Annotated in this window: 17 protein-coding genes and 1 riboswitch; of the genes, 6 read left to right on the plus strand and 11 right to left on the minus strand. The window is 64.5% G+C overall.

What is annotated here, in order from left to right; translation table 11 throughout:
* A partial coding sequence (locus B2V90_RS05730; protein WP_293920187.1) for a phosphomethylpyrimidine synthase ThiC occupies positions 1-980 on the minus strand: 980 nt, incomplete at its 3' end.
* A 41-nt stretch (positions 981-1,021) separates the two neighbouring features.
* Positions 1,022-1,132, minus strand: a riboswitch (TPP riboswitch).
* Positions 1,133-1,170: 38 nt separating this feature from the next.
* Between B2V90_RS05730 and B2V90_RS05735 the strand changes: the two genes are divergently transcribed.
* Positions 1,171-1,470 carry a hypothetical protein gene (locus B2V90_RS05735; protein ID WP_228221355.1) on the plus strand — a complete coding sequence of 100 codons (300 nt, stop codon included), beginning with the start codon at positions 1,171-1,173 and terminating at the stop codon, positions 1,468-1,470.
* Positions 1,467-3,587 (plus strand): prolyl oligopeptidase family serine peptidase, encoded by a 2,121-nt coding sequence (locus B2V90_RS05740; RefSeq protein WP_228221356.1) that lies wholly within the window; start codon positions 1,467-1,469, stop codon positions 3,585-3,587. The genes B2V90_RS05735 and B2V90_RS05740 overlap by 4 nt, the downstream gene beginning before the upstream one ends.
* Positions 3,588-3,593: 6 nt before the next feature.
* Here B2V90_RS05740 and B2V90_RS05745 read toward each other — a convergent pair whose 3' ends face one another.
* Positions 3,594-4,208: a TetR/AcrR family transcriptional regulator gene (locus tag B2V90_RS05745; RefSeq protein WP_009823210.1), complete on the minus strand. Its 615-nt coding sequence runs from the start codon at positions 4,206-4,208 to the stop codon at positions 3,594-3,596.
* Positions 4,209-4,367: 159 nt separating this feature from the next.
* Here B2V90_RS05745 and B2V90_RS05750 point away from each other — a divergent pair, with 159 nt between their 5' ends.
* Positions 4,368-6,722, plus strand: a complete 2,355-nt coding sequence (locus B2V90_RS05750; protein ID WP_293920193.1) for a TonB-dependent receptor — start codon at positions 4,368-4,370, stop codon at positions 6,720-6,722.
* Positions 6,723-6,812: 90 nt separating this feature from the next.
* Entirely contained in the window at positions 6,813-8,063 is a 1,251-nt protein-coding gene (locus B2V90_RS05755) for a spinster family MFS transporter (protein ID WP_228221358.1), read from the plus strand.
* Positions 8,064-8,069: 6 nt separating this feature from the next.
* Here B2V90_RS05755 and B2V90_RS05760 read toward each other — a convergent pair whose 3' ends face one another.
* Together B2V90_RS05760 and B2V90_RS05765 are read right to left on the minus strand one after the other, a co-directional pair.
* Positions 8,070-9,647, minus strand: coding sequence for a peptide chain release factor 3 (locus B2V90_RS05760; RefSeq protein WP_228221359.1), 1,578 nt, complete (start codon positions 9,645-9,647; stop codon positions 8,070-8,072).
* A gap of 123 nt (positions 9,648-9,770) precedes the next feature.
* Complete coding sequence (locus B2V90_RS05765; protein WP_228221360.1) at positions 9,771-10,655, minus strand: aldose 1-epimerase family protein; 885 nt, start codon at positions 10,653-10,655, stop codon at positions 9,771-9,773.
* 123 nt (positions 10,656-10,778) lie between these two features.
* Between B2V90_RS05765 and B2V90_RS05770 the strand changes: the two genes are divergently transcribed.
* Positions 10,779-11,303 carry a hypothetical protein gene (locus B2V90_RS05770; RefSeq protein WP_228221361.1) on the plus strand — a complete coding sequence of 175 codons (525 nt, stop codon included), beginning with the start codon at positions 10,779-10,781 and terminating at the stop codon, positions 11,301-11,303.
* Positions 11,304-11,391: 88 nt separating this feature from the next.
* Here the strand turns inward: B2V90_RS05770 and pheT are convergent, their stop codons facing one another.
* The 5 genes from pheT to rpmI form a co-directional block, all read right to left on the minus strand.
* Entirely contained in the window at positions 11,392-13,821 is a 2,430-nt protein-coding gene (gene pheT / locus B2V90_RS05775; protein ID WP_228221362.1) for a phenylalanine--tRNA ligase subunit beta, read from the minus strand.
* Positions 13,818-14,909, minus strand: a complete 1,092-nt coding sequence (gene pheS, locus B2V90_RS05780) for a phenylalanine--tRNA ligase subunit alpha (RefSeq protein ID WP_228221363.1) — start codon at positions 14,907-14,909, stop codon at positions 13,818-13,820. Before pheS ends, pheT begins: the two co-directional genes overlap by 4 nt.
* A 71-nt stretch (positions 14,910-14,980) precedes the next feature.
* Entirely contained in the window at positions 14,981-15,595 is a 615-nt protein-coding gene (locus B2V90_RS05785; protein WP_228221364.1) for a LysE family translocator, read from the minus strand.
* A gap of 170 nt (positions 15,596-15,765) precedes the next feature.
* Positions 15,766-16,128, minus strand: coding sequence for a 50S ribosomal protein L20 (rplT, locus tag B2V90_RS05790; RefSeq protein WP_007711871.1), 363 nt, complete (start codon positions 16,126-16,128; stop codon positions 15,766-15,768).
* Positions 16,129-16,141: 13 nt separating this feature from the next.
* Positions 16,142-16,345, minus strand: a complete 204-nt coding sequence (rpmI, locus tag B2V90_RS05795; protein ID WP_009823219.1) for a 50S ribosomal protein L35 — start codon at positions 16,343-16,345, stop codon at positions 16,142-16,144.
* A 157-nt stretch (positions 16,346-16,502) separates the two neighbouring features.
* Here rpmI and B2V90_RS05800 point away from each other — a divergent pair, with 157 nt between their 5' ends.
* A complete protein-coding gene (locus B2V90_RS05800; protein WP_228221365.1) occupies positions 16,503-18,665 on the plus strand; it encodes an AsmA family protein in 2,163 nt (720 codons plus the stop codon).
* A gap of 46 nt (positions 18,666-18,711) precedes the next feature.
* Here the strand turns inward: B2V90_RS05800 and rmuC are convergent, their stop codons facing one another.
* Together rmuC and B2V90_RS05810 are read right to left on the minus strand one after the other, a co-directional pair.
* Positions 18,712-20,193 carry a DNA recombination protein RmuC gene (rmuC, locus tag B2V90_RS05805; RefSeq protein WP_228221366.1) on the minus strand — a complete coding sequence of 494 codons (1,482 nt, stop codon included), beginning with the start codon at positions 20,191-20,193 and terminating at the stop codon, positions 18,712-18,714.
* Positions 20,194-20,345: 152 nt separating this feature from the next.
* Positions 20,346-22,490, minus strand: a 2,145-nt coding sequence (locus tag B2V90_RS05810) for an error-prone DNA polymerase (RefSeq protein ID WP_293920205.1), incomplete at its 5' end; no start/stop codon positions are given.

The raw sequence follows: 22,490 nt of genomic DNA on the forward strand, positions 1-22,490 counted from the left end.
GAGACGATGCCGGTGACGCGCTTGGCCGCCATCGGGATATAGGCCAAGCGCACGCCCGCATGGATGGTGAAATAATCGACGCCCTGTTCGGCCTGTTCGATCAGCGTGTCACGAAAAATCTCCCACGTCAGGTCCTCGGCGACGCCGCCGACCTTTTCCAGCGCCTGATAGATGGGGACGGTGCCGATCGGGACGGGCGAGTTGCGCAGGATCCATTCGCGCGTGTCGTGGATATTGCGGCCAGTCGACAGGTCCATGACCGTGTCCGCGCCCCAGCGGATCGACCAGACGAGCTTGTCGACTTCGGACGCGACGTCGGAGGCGACCGCGCTGTTGCCGATATTGGCGTTGATCTTGACCAGGAAGTTGCGGCCAATCGCCATCGGTTCGGATTCGGGGTGGTTGATGTTGGACGGGATGATGGCGCGGCCGCGCGCGACTTCATCGCGCACGAATTCGGGCGTCACATAGTCGGGGATCGACGCGCCGAAGCTCTGACCGTCGCGGACATATTCCTTGAGCCGCGCGCGGCCGAGATTTTCGCGTTCCGCGACATATTCCATTTCCGGGGTGACGATGCCGCGGCGGGCATAATGCATCTGGGAGACGTTGCCGCCGGCCTTTGCGCGCAGGGGGCGCTTCACCACGTTGGGGAAAGGCTGGACGCCACCGGTCCGGTCGGGGCCTTTGAGGCCATTATCTTCCGGCTTTACGGCGCGGGCGTCATATTCCTCAACATCGCCGCGCCCCATGATCCAGTCGCGGCGCAGCGCCGGCAGGCCCGCCATGATATCGATGCGGGCTTGCGGGTCGGTATAGGGGCCGGACGTGTCATAGACGCGCACGGGCGGCTCGCCGCTGGAGGGTTCGAGGTCGATTTCGCGCATGGCGACCTTCAGCGGACCGACATGGATCTTGCGGCTGCCGCGAATGGGGCCAGTGGTCACGCGCATTTCGGTGCGGGCGGGGACGTCTGCCATGCTATGCTCTCCTTGCGACGGAGAGAGAGACTGCGGGCGGTGTGAAGGCGCGCTACCCTCCCTACGCCAGTGTCAACTGGATCAGGTTCAGCGGGTCGCGGCCACGTCAGCCGCCTCTCAACCGTCTGTGGACGGTCCCCCGGGGATGCTGGACATGATAGGGGGTTGGGCGCACAAGGTCCAGCAGCTTATGAGCGACGAGAGCATCCCGAACCTTGGCACCAAAGCGGGCCGCAAGGCATTCCGCCACGAAATGCGCATGGTCGCGGTGCGGCCGCGCCGTTGGGGGCTGTGGCTGCTGACGGCGGGCGCGCTACTGATGATCCTGCCTTCGGCGCTCGATCTGCACAATATTTTCGGCTGGTCGCCCACTGTGCTGGGGATCATGCTGATCGCCATGGCGTTACCCCTGCTGGTTGCCGCTGCCCTGCTGCGGCGGCGCTATCGCCGGGGGCGCATGACTTTATCCAGGGGGACTGACCGAGCATGAAAAGGATTTTGACTTTGGTTTCCGCTGCCCTGCTGACCGGCGCGGGCGCGCCGCCCGCATCCACGGCCAATCCGTCCGACGACCCCTATATCTGGCTGGAAGACTGGACCGGCCCGCGCGCGATGCAGTGGGTGGAGGCCGAAAACAAGGCGACGGAAGCCGCTTTCCAGAATGACCCGCGCTATGCCGGCTATTATCGCGACGCGCTTGCCATCGCGTCGGCCAAGGACCGGATCGCCATGCCGATGCAGGTCCATGGCCGCGTTTACAATTTCTGGCGCGACGCCGATCATCCCCAGGGCATCTGGCGCTGGACGAGCGAAGCCGATTACGCGACCGACGCGCCCAGCTGGACCACCGTGCTGGACCTTGACGCCCTGTCGAAGGCCGAAGGCAAGAAATGGGTATGGAAGGGCGCGGCGATCCTCGACCCCGACGAGCGGCTGGCGCTCATCAACCTGTCGGACGGCGGCGAGGATGCGGTCAGCCTGCGCGAATTCGACTTGGAAACGGGCAAATTTGTGGACGGCGGCTTTGCCATTCCCACCTCCAAGCAGAATGAGGCGTGGCTGGACCGCGACACCATCCTGATCGCCCGCGACTGGGGGGATGGCACGATGACCAAATCGGGCTACCCCTTTGTGGTCAAGACGCTGAAGCGCGGCGAACCGCTGTCGAGCGCGCGGGAAATCTATCGCGGGGCACCGAGCGACCAGGTCGGCACCTTCCCCATGATCCTGTCCGACGGATCGGGCAACCGCGCCGCCTTCCTCTATCGCGGCGTTACCTTCTTTAGCAACGAAACCTATCTGGTCGATGGCGCGGAAGTGAAGCGGCTGCCCCTGCCCGCCAAGAGCAATTTGCAGGGCATGGTGGATGGCCAGGTGCTGATCCAGACCAGCGAAGCGTGGCAGAGCGGCGGCGTCAGCGTGCCGACCGGGTCGCTTGTTGCCGTGCCGTTGAAGGCGCTGCAATCGGGCGAGACGCTCAAACCGCAGATCCTGTTCGCGCCCTCTCCCCGCCAGTCGATCGACGGCGTGGCGGCGACCAAGGGCCATGTTATCCTGGCCTATAATGATAATGTGCGCGGACGGGTGATGGTGCTGACGCCGGGCGCGGACGGCTGGTCGCAAACGCCCGTGGAGTTGCCCGACAACGCCACCATCTCCATCGCTTCGGCCAGCGACAAAAGCGACAAGGCCTATCTGTCGGTCGCGGGTTTTCTGGCGCCCACGACGCTGTGGGCGATGGATGCCGCGAACCCCGCGCCAACCCAGGTGAAGGCCATGCCCGCCCGGTTCGACGCCGACGGCCTGGTGGTCGAGCAGTTCGAGGCGACGTCGAGCGACGGCACGAAAATCCCCTATTTCATCGTCCACGCCAGGGACATGAAGAAGGACGGATCGACGCCGACGATCATGACCGCCTATGGCGGCTTTGAAATTCCGATGACGCCCAGCTATGCCGCGATCACCGGCAAGCTGTGGCTGGAGCGGGGCAACAGCTTCGTCTTGGCCAATATCCGGGGCGGCGGCGAGTTCGGCCCGGCTTGGCATGAGGCGGGCCTCAAGACCAAGCGGCAGATCATCTATGATGATTTTGCAGCCGTGGCGCAGGATATTTTCGCGCGCAAACTGTCCAGCCCGGACAAATTCGGCATTTATGGCGGGTCGAATGGCGGCCTGCTGATGGGAGTCGAGTTCAACCAGCATCCCGACCTGTGGAATGCGGTGGTCATCCAGGTGCCGTTGCTCGACATGATCCGCTATGAGCAGATCGCAGCCGGCGCGTCATGGGTCGACGAATATGGCAGCGTCAGCGTGCCGGCGGAAAAGGCGTTTCTCCAGACGATTTCGCCCTATGCCAATATCCGGAAGGGCGTGGATTATCCCACGCCCTATATCTGGACCACAACCAAGGACGACCGGGTCGGCCCGCAACATGCGCGCAAATTCGCCGCGCGGCTCAAGGAATATGGCATTCCCTACCATTTCTACGAGGACACCGCCGGCGGCCATTCGGGTGATGCCGATATCAAACAGGGCGCGCGGTTGCAGGCGATGCAGATGGTCTATTTCAGCCAGCAGCTGGAGGGGAAGGCGTCAAAGCAGAAATAGGCGGCCTTAGTCGCTCCGGCCGATCCCCCGCTCGACCAACGCATTGGCGATGGCGGCGACCTCATCGGCCGGGCGGCTGTCGTCCCACACGCCATAGCGCAGCCCCAGGAAGACGTTCATGCCCATGATTGCCCAGGCATGAACCTCCTCCACATCCGCCCGCACATCGCCGCGCGCAGCCGCATTGGCAAGGCGCGCCGCCATGCGGCTGGCCGTATTCTCATAATGGGCGCGATAGGCGGCCTGATCGACGAACTCGGCCTCGTCGATGATGCGATAGATTTCCTTGTGCGCCCGCGCGAATTCTAGGAAGCTCAGAAGGCCGATGCGTTCCGCATCGATGCCGTCGCGCGCCTGCGCAATCCGGGGTGAGACATAGTCGCGCACCTGCCCAGACATGTCGTTGACCAGCGCGCGGAAGATATCGTCCTTGCTGTCGAAATAGGTGTAGAAACTGCCCAAGGCGCAGCCTGCACGGCGGGTGATGCCGCTGATCGACCCGTCGTGAAAGCCCTTCTCGCCAAATTCCGCCGCCGCCGCCGACAATAACGCCCGGCGGGTGCGTTCGCCGCGCGCAGTGCGCGGCGCCTTGTCATCCTTTGCGGCCTCGCCAGCGCTCATCTGCCTCTCCCTCTCCTGTGTTCTTTTTACCGCAGTCATGCCGCGCCGACGACACCCTCCTTATTTGAAGTTGAAAGCTGGTTCAACTTTCATTATCGAATCACGTCAAGGACGCGATCCGGCAGACCGGGCGCCCCAGATTCAGGAGAGGAGTCCCCCATGAAGGCCCGTCAGACCATCCGTGCATTCGCACTCGCCTCGGCCGCCTGGAGCGGCCTTGCCGCCCTTCCCGCACTGGCGCAGGACGCCGCCCAACCCCCTGCTGCCGCAAGCGAAGAGGATAATGGCGCCATCGTCGTCACCGCCCGCCGGCGCGAGGAAACGCTGGTGAGCGTGCCGATCGCCGTCAGCGCCTTTTCCGGCGCAGCGCTGGAACGCAGCGGCGCCATCGACATCAGCGACCTGGCCAATGTGACGCCCAACACCACGCTGGAAGCATCGCGCGGAACCAATTCGACGCTCACCGCCTTCATTCGCGGCGTGGGTCAGCAAGACCCGGTATCGGGGTTCGAACAGGGCGTCGGCATCTATCTGGACGATGTCTATCTCAACCGGCCGCAAGGCGCATTGCTCGACATTTACGATGTCGAACGGATCGAGGTTCTGCGCGGGCCGCAGGGCACGCTCTATGGCCGCAACACCATTGGCGGCGCGGTCAAATATGTGACGCGGATGCTGCCGCAGGAATTTTCGCTGAAGGTGAAGGGGACCTATGGCAGCTATGACCAGGCCGATGGCATCATCAGCGCCTCAGCGCCTGTCGGCGACCTGATCCGCGTCGGTGGCGCCTTTGCCCGTCTGTCACGCGGCGGCTTTGGCAAGAACCTGACCACCGGCGAGGATAATTATAACAAGGATATCTGGGCCGGGCGCGCCACGTTCGAAATGGGTGGCTATGGCGAGCCGGTGCTGATGCGGATCACCGGCGACTATACCAAGGATAACAGCAATGCGCGCGGCGGCCACCGCCTGATCCCGGGGCAGGTTTCGGGCGCGCCGGTGCTGGACGATGTGTTCGACACGCGCGGCGGCCTTGCCGACCCCAAGCAATATGTGAAGTCCTATGGGCTTTCGATGAATATTTCGGCGGAGCTGTCGGACGCGGTGACGTTGCGGTCGATCAGCGCCTGGCGCAAGGATGACAGCGCGTCGCCGATCGATTTCGACGCTCTGCCCGCCGTCGATGTCGACGTGCCGGCCTATTATTTCAACGAGCAGTTGAGCCAGGAATTCCAACTGCTCTACGACAATGGGCCGCTGAAGGGCATGGTGGGCTTCTACTATCTCGACGCCAGCGCCGACACGCAGTTCGATGTACGTCTGTTCACCACGGTGCCGGGCCTCACCGCCTTCACCCAGGCCAATGTTGATACCGAAACCTATGCCGTGTTCGGCGATTTCACCTTCGACATTTCCCAGCAGCTGAGCGTGTCGGCGGGCGGGCGCTATACCTGGGACAAGCGTCGCGCCGACATCCTGCGGCAAAATTATCTGGGCGGCGGATCGCCTGTCTTTGGCGGCGAGGGCACGGCGTTCGGCGCACCCAGCACCAATTTCCGGGGCGAAAGCGAATTCAAGAAATTCACCCCCCGCCTGTCGGTCAGCTACAAGCCGACGCCCGACCATAATATCTATGCCAGCTGGTCCAAGGGCTTCAAGGGCGGCGGCTTCGACCCGCGCGGCGTGGGCGTCAACGCTCCCGACCTCAATGGCGACGGCATCCGCCAGGACAGCGAGGTGGCCTCGTTCCTGAGCTTCGCGCCGGAGGAAGTCGACAGCTATGAAGTGGGCTACAAGGGCAACCTGATGGATGGCGCGCTCTATGTCGCGCTGGCCGGTTTCTATGCCGACTACAAGGATGTGCAGATCCCCGGATCGGTCGCATGCGACGTCGGCGGCATCCCGTCTTTCTGCGGCGTGGTGTCCAATGCGGGCAAGGCGACGTTCAAGGGCGTCGAGTTCGAAAGCAATGCGCGGCTGGGCCGCGACTTGATGACGCCCGGCGACAGGCTGAACCTCCAGACCGCGATCGGGTTCATCGACGCAAAGTATAAGGAATATATCACCAATATCGGCGGCGTGCCCACCGACGTCGCCGATTTCCGCGAAGTGCAGAACACGCCCAAATGGACGGCGAGCGGGACATTGTCCTACCAGACGCCGGTGGGCGACGGCAGCATCTATGCCGGTACCACCGTATCGTGGCGGTCCAAGACCTATCAGTTCGAAATCCCCAACCCCTATATCGACCAGAAGGGCTATGCCCTGTGGGACGCCAGCATCGTCTATACCGCGCCTGACGACCGCTGGAGCATTGGCCTGCACGGCAAGAATATCCTGGACAAGGAATATAAGACGTCGGGCTACACCTTCGTCCTGGCCGATCCCACGACCGGCGCGATCGTCAACAATGCCGCTGGATTCCCGACACCGTCGCTGGGCCGTGAAGGCACGCTGACCGCCTTCTATGGCAATCCACGGCAGGTGTTCGTGACGGGATCAATCAAATTCTGATGAGTCCCATCCGTTCGGTTCGAGCTTGTCGAGGACCCTTCGCGCAATGGTTCTCGACAAGCTCGAACTGAACGGAGATGGATGCAAGCCATGACCGAACAAACCGCTTCACCCCGATATCGCGCCGCCGTGCTGGCGATGCTGTTGCTGGTCTATACGTTCAACTTCCTCGATCGGCAGATTCTGGGCATATTGGCGGTGCCGATCAAGGCGGACCTGAAGCTCACCGATACGCAACTCGGCGCGCTGGGCGGCATCGCGTTCGCGCTACTCTATTCGACGCTGGCGATCCCGCTGGCGCTGCTGGCCGACCGCACCAGCCGGACCTGGGTCATCACCGTCAGCCTCGCCATCTGGAGCGGCTTTACGGCGCTGTGTGGCGTGGCATCCAGCTTCGCGCAGATGTTCCTGTTCCGCATCGGCGTGGGCGTCGGTGAAGCGGGCGGGGTCGCGCCATCCTATGCCGTGATTTCCGACTATTTCCCGCCGCATCAGCGCGCGCGGGCGCTGTCCATTTATTCACTGGGCATTCCGCTGGGGTCGGCGGGGGGCGTGCTGCTGGGCGGCTATATCGCGCAGGCGGTCGAATGGCGCACCGCCTTCATCGTCGTGGGGCTGCTCGGCATCCTGATCGCGCCGGTTTTCCGCCTGGTCGTGCGCGAACCCGCCCGTCCGGTTCAGGCCGCCGACGCCGTGCCAGTGAGCGCCGTGTTCGGCATATTGGCGGCCAAGCGCGGCTTCTGGCTGCTGGCGCTGGGCGCGGCGTGCAGTTCGATGTGCGGCTATGGTGTCGCCTTCTGGCTGCCCAGCCTGCTGATGCGCAGTTTCGACCTGGACCTGATAGGCGCGGGCCAGTTCCTGGGCGGATTGCTGTTGATCGGCGGCGTGGCGGGGGTGCTGCTCGGCGGGTTTCTGGGGGACCGGCTGGGCGGCCGCGACAAAGCCTATTATGCCTGGGTGCCCGCGGTCAGCTATGTGGTCGGCATGCCGCTGTTCGTGATCGGCGTGCTGTCCGACAGCGTTTCTTTTGCCTTTGGCCTTTTCTTGATCCCGCAGGCGCTGGTCTATGTCTGGCTTGGTCCGGTGCTGACCGCGGTCCAGCACCTCGTCCCCGCCCATATGCGCGCCAGTGCGGCGGCGAGCTTCCTGCTGATCAACAACCTCGTTGGCCTGGGCCTGGGTAGCTGGGCGGTGGGTAGCCTGTCGGATGCGCTGACGCCGGCTTATGGGAATGAGGCGCTGCGCTACGCCATCGTCGCGGCACTGGGCTTTTACCTGCTCGCCGGCCTGTTCATGGCGCTGGCGGGCAAGGCGCTGCGCCGCGACTGGGTCGCGGCTTAAAGCGTCCTATCGCTCGCGGGTCGCGCTGAACTTCACCTGGGGGTGGCGTTCCTGCTGGTAGCCGATGTCCCAGGCGCTCTTGGCCATGAAGACAAGGTTGCCGTCGCGGTCCTTGGCCATGTTGGCGCCATTATAGGCGACGAGATCCTTGAGCGCGGCTTCGTCGCCGCTGATCCAGCGGGCGGTGTCGAAGGGCGAGGGTTCAAGGCCGGCCGCAACCTTATATTCCGCCTCCAGCCGCGAAATCAGCACTTCCAATTGAAGCTGACCGACGACGCCGACGATCCACTGGCTGCCGATTTCGGGGTAGAAGACCTGAATCACACCTTCTTCGCTGAGGTCGTCCAGCGCCTTGCGCAGCTGCTTGGTCTTGGTCGGGTCTTTCAGCGCGACGCGGCGGAGGATTTCGGGCGCGAAATTGGGCAGGCCGGTGAAGCGCAGGCCGGGTTTTTCGGAGAGCGTATCGCCCACGCGCAGCGCGCCATGGTTGGGGATGCCGATGATGTCGCCGGGGAACGCCTCGTCGGCCAGTTCCCGGTCCTGCGCGAAGAAGAGGATCGGCGAATGGACGGCGAGCGGCTTGCCCGAGCCGGATGGCGTCAGCTTCATGCCGCGGCGGAACTTGCCCGAGACGAGGCGCATGAAGGCGATGCGGTCGCGGTGCATCGGGTCCATATTCGCCTGCACCTTGAAGATGAAGCCGGTGACTTCGCCTTGGTCCGGTTCGACGGCGGCAGGTTCGGCAGGCTGGGCGCGCGGCGGGGGGGCGTGCTGGCCCAGCGCGTCGATCAATTCGGTGACGCCGAAAAGTTTGAGCGCCGAGCCGAAATAGACAGGCGTCAGATCGCCGGCGCGATAGCGGTCAAGGTCGAATTCGGCATAGCCGCCCTGCGCCAGTTCCGCTTCCTCCCGCAGCCTTTCGAGCGCCTGATCCGAAAGCAGTTCGCCCAGCTTCGGGTCGTCGAGGCCGGAGACATGCGTTTCCCTGCCCTCGAACTCGCGCGACGGGCCGGTCGGCTGGCGCAGGCGGTTCGTGGCGAAGTCGTAAATGCCTTCGAACTCGCCGCCCATGCCTGCGGGCCAGCTCATCGGGCAGACGTCAAGTTGCAGCTGGTCGGCGACTTCATCGAGCAGGCCGAAGATTTCGCGGCCTTCGCGATCGACCTTGTTGACGAAGGTGATGATGGGGACGTTGCGCAGGCGGCAGACCTCGAACAGCTTGCGCGTCTGCGGCTCTATGCCCTTTGCCGCGTCGATCACCATGACGGCGGAGTCGACGGCGGTCAGCGTGCGATAGGTGTCCTCGGAAAAATCCTCATGGCCCGGCGTGTCGAGCAGGTTGAAGGTGATGGTTTCGCCATCACGCGTGCGCTCGAACGTCATGACCGAGGAGGTGACAGAAATGCCGCGCTGCTGCTCGATCTTCATCCAGTCGGACCGGGCGCGCCGGTTGGCGCCGCGCGCCTTCACCTCACCGGCGAGATGGATCGCGCCCCCTTCGAGCAGCAGCTTTTCGGTGAGCGTGGTTTTGCCCGCGTCAGGGTGCGAGATGATGGCGAAGGTGCGGCGGGATGGGATGGTCATGTCGATCGGCTCTTGAAAACAACCGCTCGCCCTGAGCCTGTCGAAGGGCTGCACTTTTCTTGTGGAAGAGAAGAACAGGGCTTCGACAGGCTCAGCCCGAACGGAATCCTTTAAGTGCGCCCGTTACACGCCGACCAGCGTCACGTCCATGCGGAAGCTGCGGCTTTGGCCGGGCAGCAGCGCCATGATACCAGGCTTGTCCCAGACGTCGCCGTCAAATCCCACCGGATCGGCCATGCCGGCCCAGGGTTCGACGCACAGATAGTGGGCGCCGGGCTTTTGCCACAGGCCGAGCCAGGGTGTGTCGGGAAAGTCGATTTTGAGGTGCGGTCGGCCGGGAACGCCCCAGGTGAGCGAGCGGCTGGCGAGATCGTCCCAGATGAGCGCGTCGCCTTCAAACATGGCATAGGTGGGGGCAAGCCTGTCGCCCTGGACAGGCGAGGGTTCGCTTGTGCGCGCGATCAGGCCAGGTTCGTCCCCCACCCTGCGGATCGGGGCCGGCTCCGGCTTGTCGAAGATGATGCGGTGATCCTCCACCGAGCCGCCAAAGGGTAGCGGCCAAGCGAAGGCGGGATGATAGCCGAAGGAAAAGGGCATGCGCGCTTCGCCGCGATTGCTGATGGTCGCGGTCATGCGCAGCGTCGCCTCTTCCAGCGTGAAATTCATGTCAAGGCGGAAGTCGAAGGGATAGACAGCGCGCGTCGTCGCATCCGCCTCCAGCCGCAGCAGCAGCCTGTCGGGCGCATGATCCTCCAGCGCGAAATCGACGCGCCGGGCAAAGCCATGCTGCGGCATGGAATAGGTGCGCCCGTTCATTCGGTAGGCGTCACCGCGCGATCGCCCGACGAAGGGAAAGAGCAGCGGCGCATGCCCCGTCCACCAGCGCGGATCGGCGTCGGTCATCACCTCGCGACCCTGCCCGTCCCGCATCGAGCGGAGTTCCGCGCCTAGACGGTCGATCCGGACGGTCAGGTCGGACGAACGGATGATCAGGGGATGATCGGACAAGCGGGACCTCCAAAGTGAATCCCGACCGCATAACAGCGCCCCTTGATCCTGTCTGCCACCATGTCGTTTCGCTTCTGGAACCAGAGGGGCTCGTCGCCGGTTCTGCAGCCGGAGGATCGAACGATGAAATATATGGGATTGGCCTTGATGGCCGCTACGCTGCTCGCGGGAACAGCGTCGGCGCAGGAAAAGGAAAAAAGGGACGACACGATGGACAAGGCCGGCCGGATCGCGAGCCAGCCGGCGCGCGACATCGGCCTGGACAAGGACGAAATTCCGCCCATCCTGACAGAAGCGGTCGACAATCCCTATGCCGCGCCACCCAGTCGCAGCTGCAAGGGGCTGAACCGGGAATTGGGCGCGCTGAACGCAGTGCTGGGTGACGACTTTACGGCGGACAAGGAAGCCAATGAGAATCGCACCGGCAAGATCGCGGAGGCGGTGGGCAAGACGGTGGTCAATTCGCTGATCCCGTTTCGCGGGCTGGTGCGCGAGATCAGTGGCGCCGCGCCGGCCGAGCGCCGGTTGCAGGCGGCGGTTACCGCCGGCGTTGCGCGCCGCGGCTATATTCGCGGCATGGCGGCGGCCAAGGGGTGCAAGATCGCGCCGATCGCGCCGGAGCCGGCAGCGAAGGGCGGCAACAAGTAGCCACGTTCCGTTCGCTTCGCGCACATGCGAGAAACGGTGACGGTGCGTCCCGTTTCTCGACATGCTCAAAACGAACGGAGGTCGGCGTCTAGCCCCGCAGCGTCGCGCCCAGTTTGGCCGCGGCCTTCACCACCGATGCGCTGATCGCTTCCAGCTCATCCTGGGAAAAGCTCTTGTCTCCGGGTTGCATCGTGACTTCGATCGCGAGCGACTTGTGCCCATCCTCGACCCCCGGTCCCACAAAGACGTCGAACAGGCGCGCGTCGACAATGGCCTTCTTGTCCGCGCCGCGCACCGCGCGCACGAGCGCGTCTGCTTCTACCGCAACAGGAACCAGGAAGGCGAAGTCGCGCTTGACCGCTTGCAACGCAGGCGGCGCATAGGGCGCGCGCAGTGCCCCGCTCTTGCGTTTGGGCGGAATGGCGTCGAGGAAAATCTCGCCCGCCACCACCGCGCCCGACAGGCCGAACTGCCGCGCCAGGCTGGGGTGCAACACGCCATATTCGGCCAGCACCATCTTGGGGCCGAGCCGCAACGTGCCGGACTGGCCGGGATGATAGGCGGCCGACGCCTCGCCAAAGCCTTGCAGATTGGCGACCGGCGCGCCGGCCGCTGCGAGCAGCGCGATCACTTCGGCCTTGGCGTCGAAAGCGTCGAAGGATTGCGCCTTGCCCGACTGCCAGCCACGCGCGACCTTTTCCCCCGCCAGCACGAAGCCGACGGTCGCCCGCTCGCCCTGTTTGAAATAGCGCCGGCCCAGCTCGAACAGGCGCACAGACGCGGCACCGCGATCGACATTGCGTTTCGTTGCGGAAAGGAGGCCTGGCAGCAGCGAGGGTCGCATGACCTTGAGATCCTCGGAGATCGGATTGGCCAATATCCAATCGGGCGTCCAGTCTCCGCCGCCCACGGCCGCTGCTTCCTTCTCGGAAAGGAAGGACCAGTTGATCGCTTCGGCCAGGCCGCGCGCGGCGGCGGTGCGGCGCACGCGCCGTTCGACAAGCTGTTCGGGCGTGGCGGTCGGGCGGGCGACGCCGGGCGTGCGCGGCAACGGGGTGGAAGGCACATGGTCGAGCCCGACGATGCGCACCACTTCCTCGACAAGGTCGGGCCAGCCATCGACATCGCGCCGCCAGCTGGGCACCGTCACGGTCCAGTGACCCGGCACGCTGACCGGCATGCCGTCCTGATATTCGACGCTGTTCGCGTCGCCCGACACGCCAAAGCCCAGCCGTTCCAGGATGCGCTTCTGCTCGTCAGCCGGCACATCCACACCGGCGAGCGCGTGGCACTGATCGGGCGAGTAGGCGAGCGTGCGCAAAGCGACAGGCGGCGTGCCCGCGCGCGTCGCTTCGCTGGGGGTGCCACCGCACAGCCGGACCACCAGATCGGTCGCGATCGACAGGCCATCGTCCAGAAAGGCGGGATCGACGCCGCGTTCGAACCGGCCGCGCGCGTCGGAGGTGAGCGCCAGTTTTTGACCTGTAGCGGCGATCCGTTCGGGAGTGAAATAGGCGCATTCGATGAGTACGTCGGTGGTGCTGGCCTGCGCGCCCGAATGTTCGCCGCCCATGATGCCGCCAATGTCATGCACGGCTTCGTCATCGGCGATGACGGTCATCGTTTCGTCGACCGTGTAGGTCTTGCCATTGAGCGCCAGCACCTGCTCGCCGCTGCGCCCCTTGCGCGCGACGAGGCCGCCCTTCAGGGTCGCCATGTCATAGACATGCAGCGGGCGGCCAAGGTCGATCATGATATAGTTGGTGATATCGACCAGCGCGCTGATCGGCTTCTGGCCGATGGCCTTCAGGCGGCGAGCCATCCATTCGGGCGACGCGCCATTGGCGACGCCGCGCACGGTGCGGGCGTAGAAGGCGGGGCAGCCGTCAGGATCGTCGGTGCGCACATCCGGTCCCGGTCCCGCGCCCGCGATCTCCTGCACGATGATGGCATTGAGCGTTCCCAGGCCCGCCGCCGCCAGGTCGCGAGCGATGCCGCGCACGCCCATGCAATCCTGCCGGTTGGGCGTGACCGACACGTCGATCAGCGGATCGTCGAGCCCGGCCCAGTTCGCATAGACCTGACCGACCGGCGCGTCGGGCGCGAGTTCGATGATGCCGTCATGGTCGTCGCCCAGCTCCAGCTCGCGTGTCGAACACATCATGCCGTTGGATTCGACGCCGCGGATCGCTGTCTTCTTGAGCACCATGCCGTTGGATGGCACCACCGCGCCTTCCAGACCGAAGACGCCGACCAGGCCCGCGCGGGCATTGGGCGCGCCGCACACGACCTGCAATGGCTCGCCGTCGCCATGATCGACGGTCAGCACCTGCAATTTGTCGGCCTGCGGATGCTTGTTGGCGGTCAGCACCCTGGCGATCTTGAACCCGGCGAGCTTTTCGGCCGGATTTTCGACGCCGTCTACCTCCAGGCCGATGGCATTCAGCGTCTTGAGGATGGTGGCAAGGTCCGCATCGGTGTCGAGATGCGTCTTGAGCCAGCTCAGGGTGAACTTCATGCGCCCACTCCCCCGCTCAGCGTCGGCACGTCAAGAGCCGAGAAGCCATAATGTTTGAGCCAGCGCAGGTCGCCGTCGAAGAATGCGCGCAAGTCGTTCATCCCATATTTGAGCATGGCAAGCCGATCGACCCCGGTGCCGAAGGCAAAGCCCTGCCATTCATCGGGGTCCAGCCCGCACGCCTCGATCACGCGGCGATTGACCATGCCGCTGCCCAGCACTTCGAGCCAGCCGCCATCTGCCGCATCGCCATCGCCGCCGATGATGCGCTGCCCGTTGGCGAGGGTGTAGCCGACGTCCACTTCGACCGAAGGCTCGGTGAAGGGGAAATAGCTCGGCCGCAGGCGCAAGATTATATCCTCGCGCTCGAAAAAGGCCTTGAGGAAGGTTTCCAACGTCCATTTGAGGTGACCAAGCGTGATGCCCCGGTCGATCACCAGCCCCTCGATCTGGTGGAACATCGGCGTGTGGGTCGCGTCGGAATCGCTGCGATAGACGCGGCCGGGGGCAATAATGCGGATCGGCGGCGGCTGATCCATCATCGTGCGGATCTGCACCGGCGACGTATGGGTGCGCAGCAGCATCTTTTTCTGGCCGTCTTCGTCCGGAAAATAGAAGGTGTCGTGCATCGCCCGCGCCGGATGGGTTTCGGGAATGTTGAGCGCGGTGAAATTATGCCAGTCGTCCTCGATCTCCGGCCCGGTTGCGACGGAAAAGCCCAGGTCGGCGAAAATCTCGGCCAGTTCGTCCATCACCTGGCTGACGGGATGGACCGACCCTTGCGGGCCGATGTCGGCGGGCAGGGTCATGTCGACCTTTTCGGAGGCCAGTTTCGCGTCGAGCGCGGCCTGCTCCAGTTGCGCCTTGCGTTCAGCGAGCGCGGCGGTCACGCTTTCGCGCAAATCCTGGATCGGTGGGCCTTTGTCGAGCCGCTCTTCCGGCGACATGGGACCGAGCGTTTTCAAGAGGCCGGTGACGACCCCGCTTTTGCCCAGCGCGCCGACGCGCAACGCCTCCAGCGCGTCGAGCGTGTCGGCGGCGGTGATGTCGGCGATCAGGCCGGTCTTGAGTGCGCTAATTTCGGTCATATCATTCCCATGGGCCGTAATGGCAAAGCGTCGCGTTGCGCCTTAGCGACGCGAACGCCGCATGGGAAGGGTCAGGCCCGCGCCCCCAGCAGCGCTCCGCCGAAGCCGATGAAAAGCAGGCCGGTGCTGCGGTTGAACAGGCGCTGGCGGTTGGCGGGGGCGAGCCAGCGCTTCAACCGGCCGCCACCCAGAGCGTAGACACCATACCAGAAGCTTTCGATCACCACGAAGCTGGCGATCAATATGGCAAGCTGCGTCCAGAAGGGCTGATCGAGGACGATGAACTGCGGAAAGAGCGCGGCGGCGAAGATGATGAGCTTGGGATTGGACAGGCCTGTCAATAGCCCGGTGGCGAAGAGCGCATGGTCGGATTTGACGGGACGCGCGGCATCGCCCATGCCCACTGGCGCGCGCCATGCCTTGATGCCGAGCCAGACCAGATAGGCGACGCCGGCATAGCGCAGCACGTCAAACAGCCGCGGCGAGGCCTTGAGCAACGCGCCAAGGCCGAGCGCCGACGCGACAAGGCATAGCAGCACCGCGCTCATCAGTCCCGCCATTGTCGCCAGCGCCTTGCGCGGGCCATGGGCGATGCTCTGCGCCATGACGTGCAGCATGTTGGGGCCGGGCGTCGCCGAGATCAGGAACACCGCCGTGACGTAGATCCACCAGAGATGCAGCGACATACAATGGGTCCTTTACCTTCATCTTTGCCCGTTCGGGTTGAGCAGTCCTTCGATACGCCATCTCGACGTTGCTCAATGGCTATTCGGAACAAACGAAACCGCAAAAACAAAAAGGGGCGCCGAAGCCTGATGCCCCGGCGCCCTTTTGGACGATCTTGCGATCATTCCGCTCAGGCGGCAGGCAGCGCAGCCTTCGCCTGGGCGATGATGGCGCTGAACGCTTCGCCTTCATGCATCGCGATGTCGGCCAGAACCTTGCGGTCCAGTTCGACGCCGGCCAGCTTCAGGCCATGCATGAACTGCGAATAGGTCAGGCCTTCGGCGCGGACGCCGGCGTTGATGCGCTGAATCCACAGACCCCGGAAGGTCCGCTTCTTCACCTTGCGGTCGCGATAGGCGTACTGGCCGGCCTTTTCGACGGCCTGGCGCGCGATGCGGATGGTATTCTTGCGACGGCCATAATAGCCCTTCGCCTGATCCAGAATCCGCTTATGCTTCGCCTTGGTGGTTACACCCCGTTTGACACGTGCCATGGGTCAGAACTCCTTACTTGAGGCCATAGGGCGCCCACAGGCGCACATGACCGGCATCGGAATCCGACAGCACGCTGGTGCCACGGTTCTGACGGATATATTTCGCATTATGGCTGATCAGGCGGTGACGCTTGCCAGCGACGCCGTGCTTGACCTTGCCGGTGGCGGTGAACTTGAAGCGCTTCTTCACACCGCTCTTGGTCTTCATCTTGGGCATTTTCGTCTCCTTTTGCAGCGCGACGATTACAGACAGCCACGGCAGCCCTAGTTAGCCGGGCGGTCTCACTGAATATCGCGAACGGCGGCCTTTAGTGGCCCGCGCGCCAAAAGGCAAGTGATTCGGACCTAAAGCGTGAGGCTGGCGTTGGTGCTCGATGGCCGATGCTGAACCCGACGCGCCCAAGGTAAGGACGATTGCAGCGGCAGGCGGCACGAGCCGCCATATCGCGCGCGCGCGCGATCGCTGGCGCGCGCTCCCCCTGCCCGCGCGCATCGCGATCGCGATTGTCGGCATCCTGCTCGCGATCTGGCTGATTCTGTTCGTGACCAAGGGGCGGTTCCTCAAGCGGCCGTTCGAGCATGTTGTGGGCAACAGCCTCAATCGGCAGGTCCGGGTGGACGGGGATTTCCAGCTCTATTTCGCGCCGATCACGGTCAAATTCCTGGCCGAGGGCATGCGCATTTCCAATGCCAGCTGGGCGAGCCGCCCCGATATCTTTCGCGCCGACCGCATCGACAGCCGGATCGCGCCGCTGAGCCTGATCTTCGGCGACAAGGTGCGGGTGCGCTGGCTGGAGTTGCGCAATGGCGCGGTCGATCTGGAATGGTCGCGCGATCATCAGCACAATACATGGACCTTTGGCGATCCCACGAAAAAGGGCAAGCCGCTGAACCTGCCGCTGGTTAGCCGGGCGCTGCTGACCGGGACGACGCTGCGTTTTCGTGATCCCCGGATGCAATTGGGCGTCGATATCAGGTTCGAGACGGTGAAGGCGCGGGATACGCAATTTGCGAGCGAAGTGCGCTTTGCCGGCGATGGTACAATGCGCGCGTTGCCTTTTGCCTTGAAGGGCGGGCTGCTGTCCCCCGATCAGACGGTGACGGGGGGACGCAATCAGCTGGCCGCGCGGATGGAGGCCGGCGCGACGCGGGTCGATGTGTCAGGCACATTGCCGGGCGCCACGCAGTTGGAGGGCAGCGACCTTCAGATGGTGGCACAAGGACGCAATCTGGCGCGGCTGTTCGATTTTCTGGGCATCGTGATTCCCCCCACGCGCACCTATCGCTTTACCAGCGACCTTACCAAGGCGGGCGAGGAGTGGCGCTTCACCCACTTGAAGGGCCGGTTCGGCGACAGCGACCTGGCAGGGCGGTTCACAGTGTCGCAGCCAGGCGGGCGGACGCTGATCAAGGGCGATCTGGCGACGCAAAAGCTGGACATTATCGATGTGGGGCCGTTTATCGGCTATGATCCTGAAAAGCTGGCGTCGCAGGGCGCAGGCGGGGCGATCGAGACGGTATCGGGCACGCCGCGCGTCTTGCCGGACACGCCATTGCGGGTCGAGGCGATCCGCAATTTCGATGCCGACGTCCGCTACAGCGTCAAGACGGTCCGTGCGCCCAATGTGCCGATTTCCAATGCGGCGGTGACGGTGAAGCTGGACAGGAGCCTGCTTACCCTATCCCCCCTGACATTCGATATGGCGGGCGGGCATGTCGCGTCGGACATCAGGATCAACGCGCGGCAAAGGCCGGCGCATACGAATTATGACATTCGCCTGGCCCCCACGCCCATGGGCACGTTGCTGGCGCGATGGGGCGTGGCGGAATCGGGCACCAACGGCACGGTCAAGGGGCGGGTTCAGATGACCGGCATCGGGGACTCGCTGCATGATTCGCTTGGCAGCGCCAATGGCCGCATTGCCGCGATCCTGCCCGCCGGCACGATGTGGGCGCGCAATGTGCAATTGTCCGAAATCGACGTCGGCACCTTCATCACGAAGATGTTTGAGAATAAGCTCAAGGAACCGGTGGAGATCAACTGCGGGCTGATCGCCTTCACCGTGCGCGATGGCGTAGCGGCGGCGGACCCGATCCTCATCGACACGAAAAAGAATGTCATGATCGGCCGGGGCGGGTTTTCGTTCCGCAACGAGCGGCTGGACCTGGCCTTCCGCGCCGATGGCAAGAAGATCAGTCTGTTTTCCGGCCAGTCGCCAGTCGGTATCGGCGGCTATTTCGCGCAGCCGCGCATCAATGCGGTCAGTTCGGACCTGATGGCGCGCGGGGGTGCGGCTGCTGCGCTGGGCGTCGCGGCTACCCCGCTGGCGGCGGTGCTGGCCTTCGTCGATGTGGGCGATGCGAAGGGCGCGGCGTGCGGCCCGGTGCTGGCCGGCGCCACCGCGCAGGCGCAACGCACCAAAGGCGGCAAGGCGCGCGACGATGTCGGCCGCGGCACCACCGCCAAGGATGAGAAAGGCAAGGGCAGCAAGGCGGAGAAGAAGAGCCAGGACAAGAAGTTCCTGGGGATTTTCTGAGCGTCCCGTCCGCCCTTTGAAGCGGTCGGGCGCGGACGCCGCCCTGTCACTCGGCGGTCGGCAGGGCGCGGGCTTCGTCCGACTGTGAGTCGCGAATAAGCAGTTCCAGGGGTTCCACCGCTTCGATATCCTTGCCCCCGGTTTCCACATTGAGATCACGGAAGCGGCGGCCGGCGGGCAGGACGCTGCGGTCGAAGCTGCCGACGAACTTGTTGTAATTGTCGACGGCGCTGCTCAATCCCGAGCCAAGCCGCTTGAGGTGCGTGGCCGCTGTCGCGAGCCGCTCGTACAGTTGCTTGCCAAGGTCGGCGACCTCTTTCGCCTGATCCTGCAACTTGGCCTGGCGCCAATGGCCGGCGAGCGTGCGGGCGAGCGGCAGGAAGGTGGCGGGGCCGCAGATGATGACGCGGTTGCGCGCGGCGCGTTCCCATAATTCCATATCCGCTTCCAGCGCGGCGGTGACGAAATTGTCCCCGGGCACATACATGATGACGAAATCGGGTGCCTTGGCGAACTGTTCCCAATAGGCCTTGCGCCCCAGCGCATCGGCATGGGTGCGCACGGCGCGGGCATGGTCGGCGAGGAAGCGGTCGCGGGTCGGGCCATCGACCGATTCGACGGCGTTGAGATAGGCTTCGAGCGAGCATTTGACATCGACCACCAGTTGCTGGTCGCCGGGCAGGCGGATGATGAAGTCGGGGCGCAGCCGGCCGTCTTCCACCGTGACCGATACCTCCTCCTGGAAATCGACGAAGGGGGACAGGCCGGCGGTTTCGATAAGGTTCTTGAACTGCTGTTCGCCCCAGCGGCCACGCGTCTTGGGCGCAGCGCGTAGCGCGTTGACGAGCTTGGCGGTTTCCTCGCGCACCTGCCCCTGGCCCGCATGGACCATGGCGATCGCCTCGCGCAATTCGGCATAGCTGCCGACCCGGTCCTTTTCGACGCGCGCCAATCCTTCTTCATAGCGTTTGAGCGTGGTTTCGACCGGCGAAAGCAGGGTCTTGAGCTGGGCCTCGCTTTTTTCATGGGCCTGGGCGAAACGCTGGTCGGCGCGGGTAAGGAACTGGGTCTGGGCGGTTTCGAGCAGGCGGCCGCCAATTTCGCTGAACTGGGCGGACAGTTGGTCCTTGGCGTCCTTGAGCGCGGTGATCTGCTGTTCAAAGGCGCGAGTGCGCGCCTGAATGTCGGACTGAAGCGCAGCGAGGTCGCGCAGCGCGACTTCGCGTTCGGCCTGGACGGTTTGCAGCCGATCGGCAGCGACGGCCTGGACCTGGTCCAGTCGCTGGGCAGCGGCGATGTGCGCCTCTTCATGCCGGGCGATCTGCGCTGCGGCCTGGGCGACGCGTTCCTTCTCCACCGCCAATTCCGCGATGGCGGAGTTGCGCTGGACAGTCGCGGTTTCCAGCCGGGCGGCAAGGTCCGCCCGTTCGGCAGCGAGGGGCGCGGTGGAGCGGGTGCGGAGAATCCAGCCAACGATAAGGCCGACAAGAAGCGCAAGGATAAGGAAAAGAGCGGCCAGACTGTCCATGAAGGGTCCTTTTAAGAACGAAACAGGAACCTAACGACATGGCCGACGCGCCGCAAGAGCGACAGGGATAGCGACAGGTCGAAGACTAGACGAGATAGTTAGTTAGCTACCTAAATATAGGAGCGGTAATTGGCTCGATGCGTCTCGACTGGTCAGTGAAAATCGCGGGACTTGGGCAGGATGCGCACGTCGCGCGGATGGCTGCCGGTACGGGGATGCTGGGGGTGGAGAAATTCGTCGGCGCGCGACAAGGTGATGCGTGGACGCAGCGTCTCGCTGAGGCGATCAAATTCGCCAGTGCGGTCATGGACTTGGGCGGCCATCAGATGGACGACGCCTTCGCGACTGCGCTGGATTTCCCCTTCCACCAGCATCAGCCGGCTGGCCATGACCGGGCGGCGCTGCATTTCGAACAGGCGCGCCCAAAGCAGGATATTGGCGATCCCGGTTTCATCCTCGATGGTGATGAAGACGGCATTGCCCTTGCCCGGCCGCTGGCGCACCAGCACCACGCCCGCGACCATCACCTTCGCGCCATTTTTCGCCGCGCCCGCCTGCGCGCAGCTGAGCACGCCTTCGGCGGCGAAGACGGGGCGCAGGAACTGCATGGGATGCCCCTTCAGCGACAGGCGCGTCATGGCGTAATCGGTCGTCACCTGTTCGGCGAGCGGCATGGCGGGCAGTTGGGCATCAGGCTCCGCGCCCAGTTCGCGCGCATCGCCCTGCCGCTGGCGCGCGGCGGCAAACAGGGGCAGCTCGTCCGAAGGCGTGCGCCGCGCCTCCCACAAAGCGGCGCGCCGGTCCTGCCCCAGCGAGCGGCAGGCGTCGGCATCGGCGAGCAAGCGCAACGCCCGCGCCGGCAACCCTGCGCGCCGCGCCAGATCCTCGATACTGGTGAACAGGCCGCCATCCGCGCGCGCCGCGACCAGTTGCGTCGCCCAACTTTCGCGAAGCCCGTCGACCTGACGAAAGCCCAGGCGCAGCGCCAGCGCCCGCCCCTTCGCCCCTTCGCCCCGGTCGCTTCGGCGCGAGCGCAGCAGGGGTTCGAGATGATTGTCCCACCGGCTCATATTCACGTCGACGCCATGGATGGTGACGCCGTGCTCGCGCGCGTCGCGCACCAGCTGCGCGGGCGCGTAAAAGCCCATCGGCTGGGAATTGAGCAGGGCGCAGGCGAACACGGCGGGCTGATGGCATTTGATCCAGGCCGAAACATAGACGAGCCGCGCGAAGGAGAGCGCATGGCTTTCGGGGAAGCCATAGCTGCCGAACCCTTCGATCTGGCTGTAGCAGCGTTCGGCGAAATCGCGCTTGTAGCCGCGCCGCACCATGCCGCCGATCATCTTTTCCCGGAACTTGTCCATGCCGCCGACATGGCGGAAGGTCGCCATCGACCGGCGCAGCTGGTTCGCTTGCGACGGGGTGAATTCGGCCGCGACGATCGCCAGCTTCATCGCCTGTTCCTGGAACAGGGGCACGCCCTTCGTTCGCCCCAGGACCTGGCGCAATTCGTCGGGCGGCCCGAAATCGGGATGGGGTGCGGGATAGTCCTCGGGCTCAAGGCCATCGCGGCGGCGCAGGTAGGGGTGCACCATGTCGCCCTGGATCGGTCCCGGCCTGACGATCGCCACCTCGATGACAAGATCGTAGAAGCAGCGCGGCCTGAGGCGCGGCAGCATGTTCATCTGGGCCCGCGACTCGACCTGGAACACGCCGACCGAGTCGGCCTTGCACAGCATGTCGTAGACAGCCGGGTCCTCGCGCGGCACGGTCGCCAACGAATAGCAGAGGCCATGCCACAGTTCGAGCAGCTCCAAACCCTTGCGGATGCAGGTCAGCATGCCGAGGCCCAGCACATCGACCTTGAGGATGCCGAGCGTGTCGATATCGTCCTTGTCCCATTCGATGACGGTGCGGTCCTCCATCGCCGCATTGCCGATCGGAACGGTCTCGTCGAGCCGCTGGCGCGTCAGCACGAAGCCGCCGACATGCTGGGAGAGATGGCGCGGGAACCCGGCAATCTCGCCGGAGATGGCGTACACGGTCGCGAGCAGCGGATCGGCGGGATCGAGACCCGCCTCCCGCAGCCGGCCATCGCGCATCTCCTCGGCCATGCTGCCCCAGAAAAATCCAGCAAGCGCGGCGGTCACGTCCTCGGACAGTCCCATGACTTTACCCACCTNGCGCACGGCGGAGCGGGTGCGATAGGTGATGACGGTGGCGGCGAGGCCGGCGCGCTCGCGGCCGTAGCGGGCGTAGATGTACTGGATCACCTCCTCGCGCCGCTCGTGCTCGAA

Origin of the sequence: Sphingobium sp. UBA5915 (assembly GCF_002431195.1) — a bacterium.
GTDB lineage: Bacteria > Pseudomonadota > Alphaproteobacteria > Sphingomonadales > Sphingomonadaceae > Sphingobium > Sphingobium soli.

What these genes read in the sequence shown, in the direction of transcription:
- pheS (WP_228221363.1), bottom strand. Translation starts at nt 14,909, where the DNA reads ATGACCGAAATTAGCGCACTCAAGACCGGCCTGATCGCCGACATCACC.
- B2V90_RS05760 (WP_228221359.1), bottom strand. Translation starts at nt 9,647, where the DNA reads ATGACCATCCCATCCCGCCGCACCTTCGCCATCATCTCGCACCCTGAC.
- rplT (WP_007711871.1), bottom strand. Translation starts at nt 16,128, where the DNA reads ATGGCACGTGTCAAACGGGGTGTAACCACCAAGGCGAAGCATAAGCGG.
- B2V90_RS05785 (WP_228221364.1), bottom strand. Translation starts at nt 15,595, where the DNA reads ATGTCGCTGCATCTCTGGTGGATCTACGTCACGGCGGTGTTCCTGATC.
- B2V90_RS05750 (WP_293920193.1), top strand. Translation starts at nt 4,368, where the DNA reads ATGAAGGCCCGTCAGACCATCCGTGCATTCGCACTCGCCTCGGCCGCC.
- B2V90_RS05770 (WP_228221361.1), top strand. Translation starts at nt 10,779, where the DNA reads ATGAAATATATGGGATTGGCCTTGATGGCCGCTACGCTGCTCGCGGGA.
- B2V90_RS05755 (WP_228221358.1), top strand. Translation starts at nt 6,813, where the DNA reads ATGACCGAACAAACCGCTTCACCCCGATATCGCGCCGCCGTGCTGGCG.
- B2V90_RS05800 (WP_228221365.1), top strand. Translation starts at nt 16,503, where the DNA reads ATGGCCGATGCTGAACCCGACGCGCCCAAGGTAAGGACGATTGCAGCG.
- B2V90_RS05740 (WP_228221356.1), top strand. Translation starts at nt 1,467, where the DNA reads ATGAAAAGGATTTTGACTTTGGTTTCCGCTGCCCTGCTGACCGGCGCG.
- rpmI (WP_009823219.1), bottom strand. Translation starts at nt 16,345, where the DNA reads ATGCCCAAGATGAAGACCAAGAGCGGTGTGAAGAAGCGCTTCAAGTTC.
- B2V90_RS05745 (WP_009823210.1), bottom strand. Translation starts at nt 4,208, where the DNA reads ATGAGCGCTGGCGAGGCCGCAAAGGATGACAAGGCGCCGCGCACTGCG.
- pheT (WP_228221362.1), bottom strand. Translation starts at nt 13,821, where the DNA reads ATGAAGTTCACCCTGAGCTGGCTCAAGACGCATCTCGACACCGATGCG.
- rmuC (WP_228221366.1), bottom strand. Translation starts at nt 20,193, where the DNA reads ATGGACAGTCTGGCCGCTCTTTTCCTTATCCTTGCGCTTCTTGTCGGC.
- B2V90_RS05735 (WP_228221355.1), top strand. Translation starts at nt 1,171, where the DNA reads ATGAGCGACGAGAGCATCCCGAACCTTGGCACCAAAGCGGGCCGCAAG.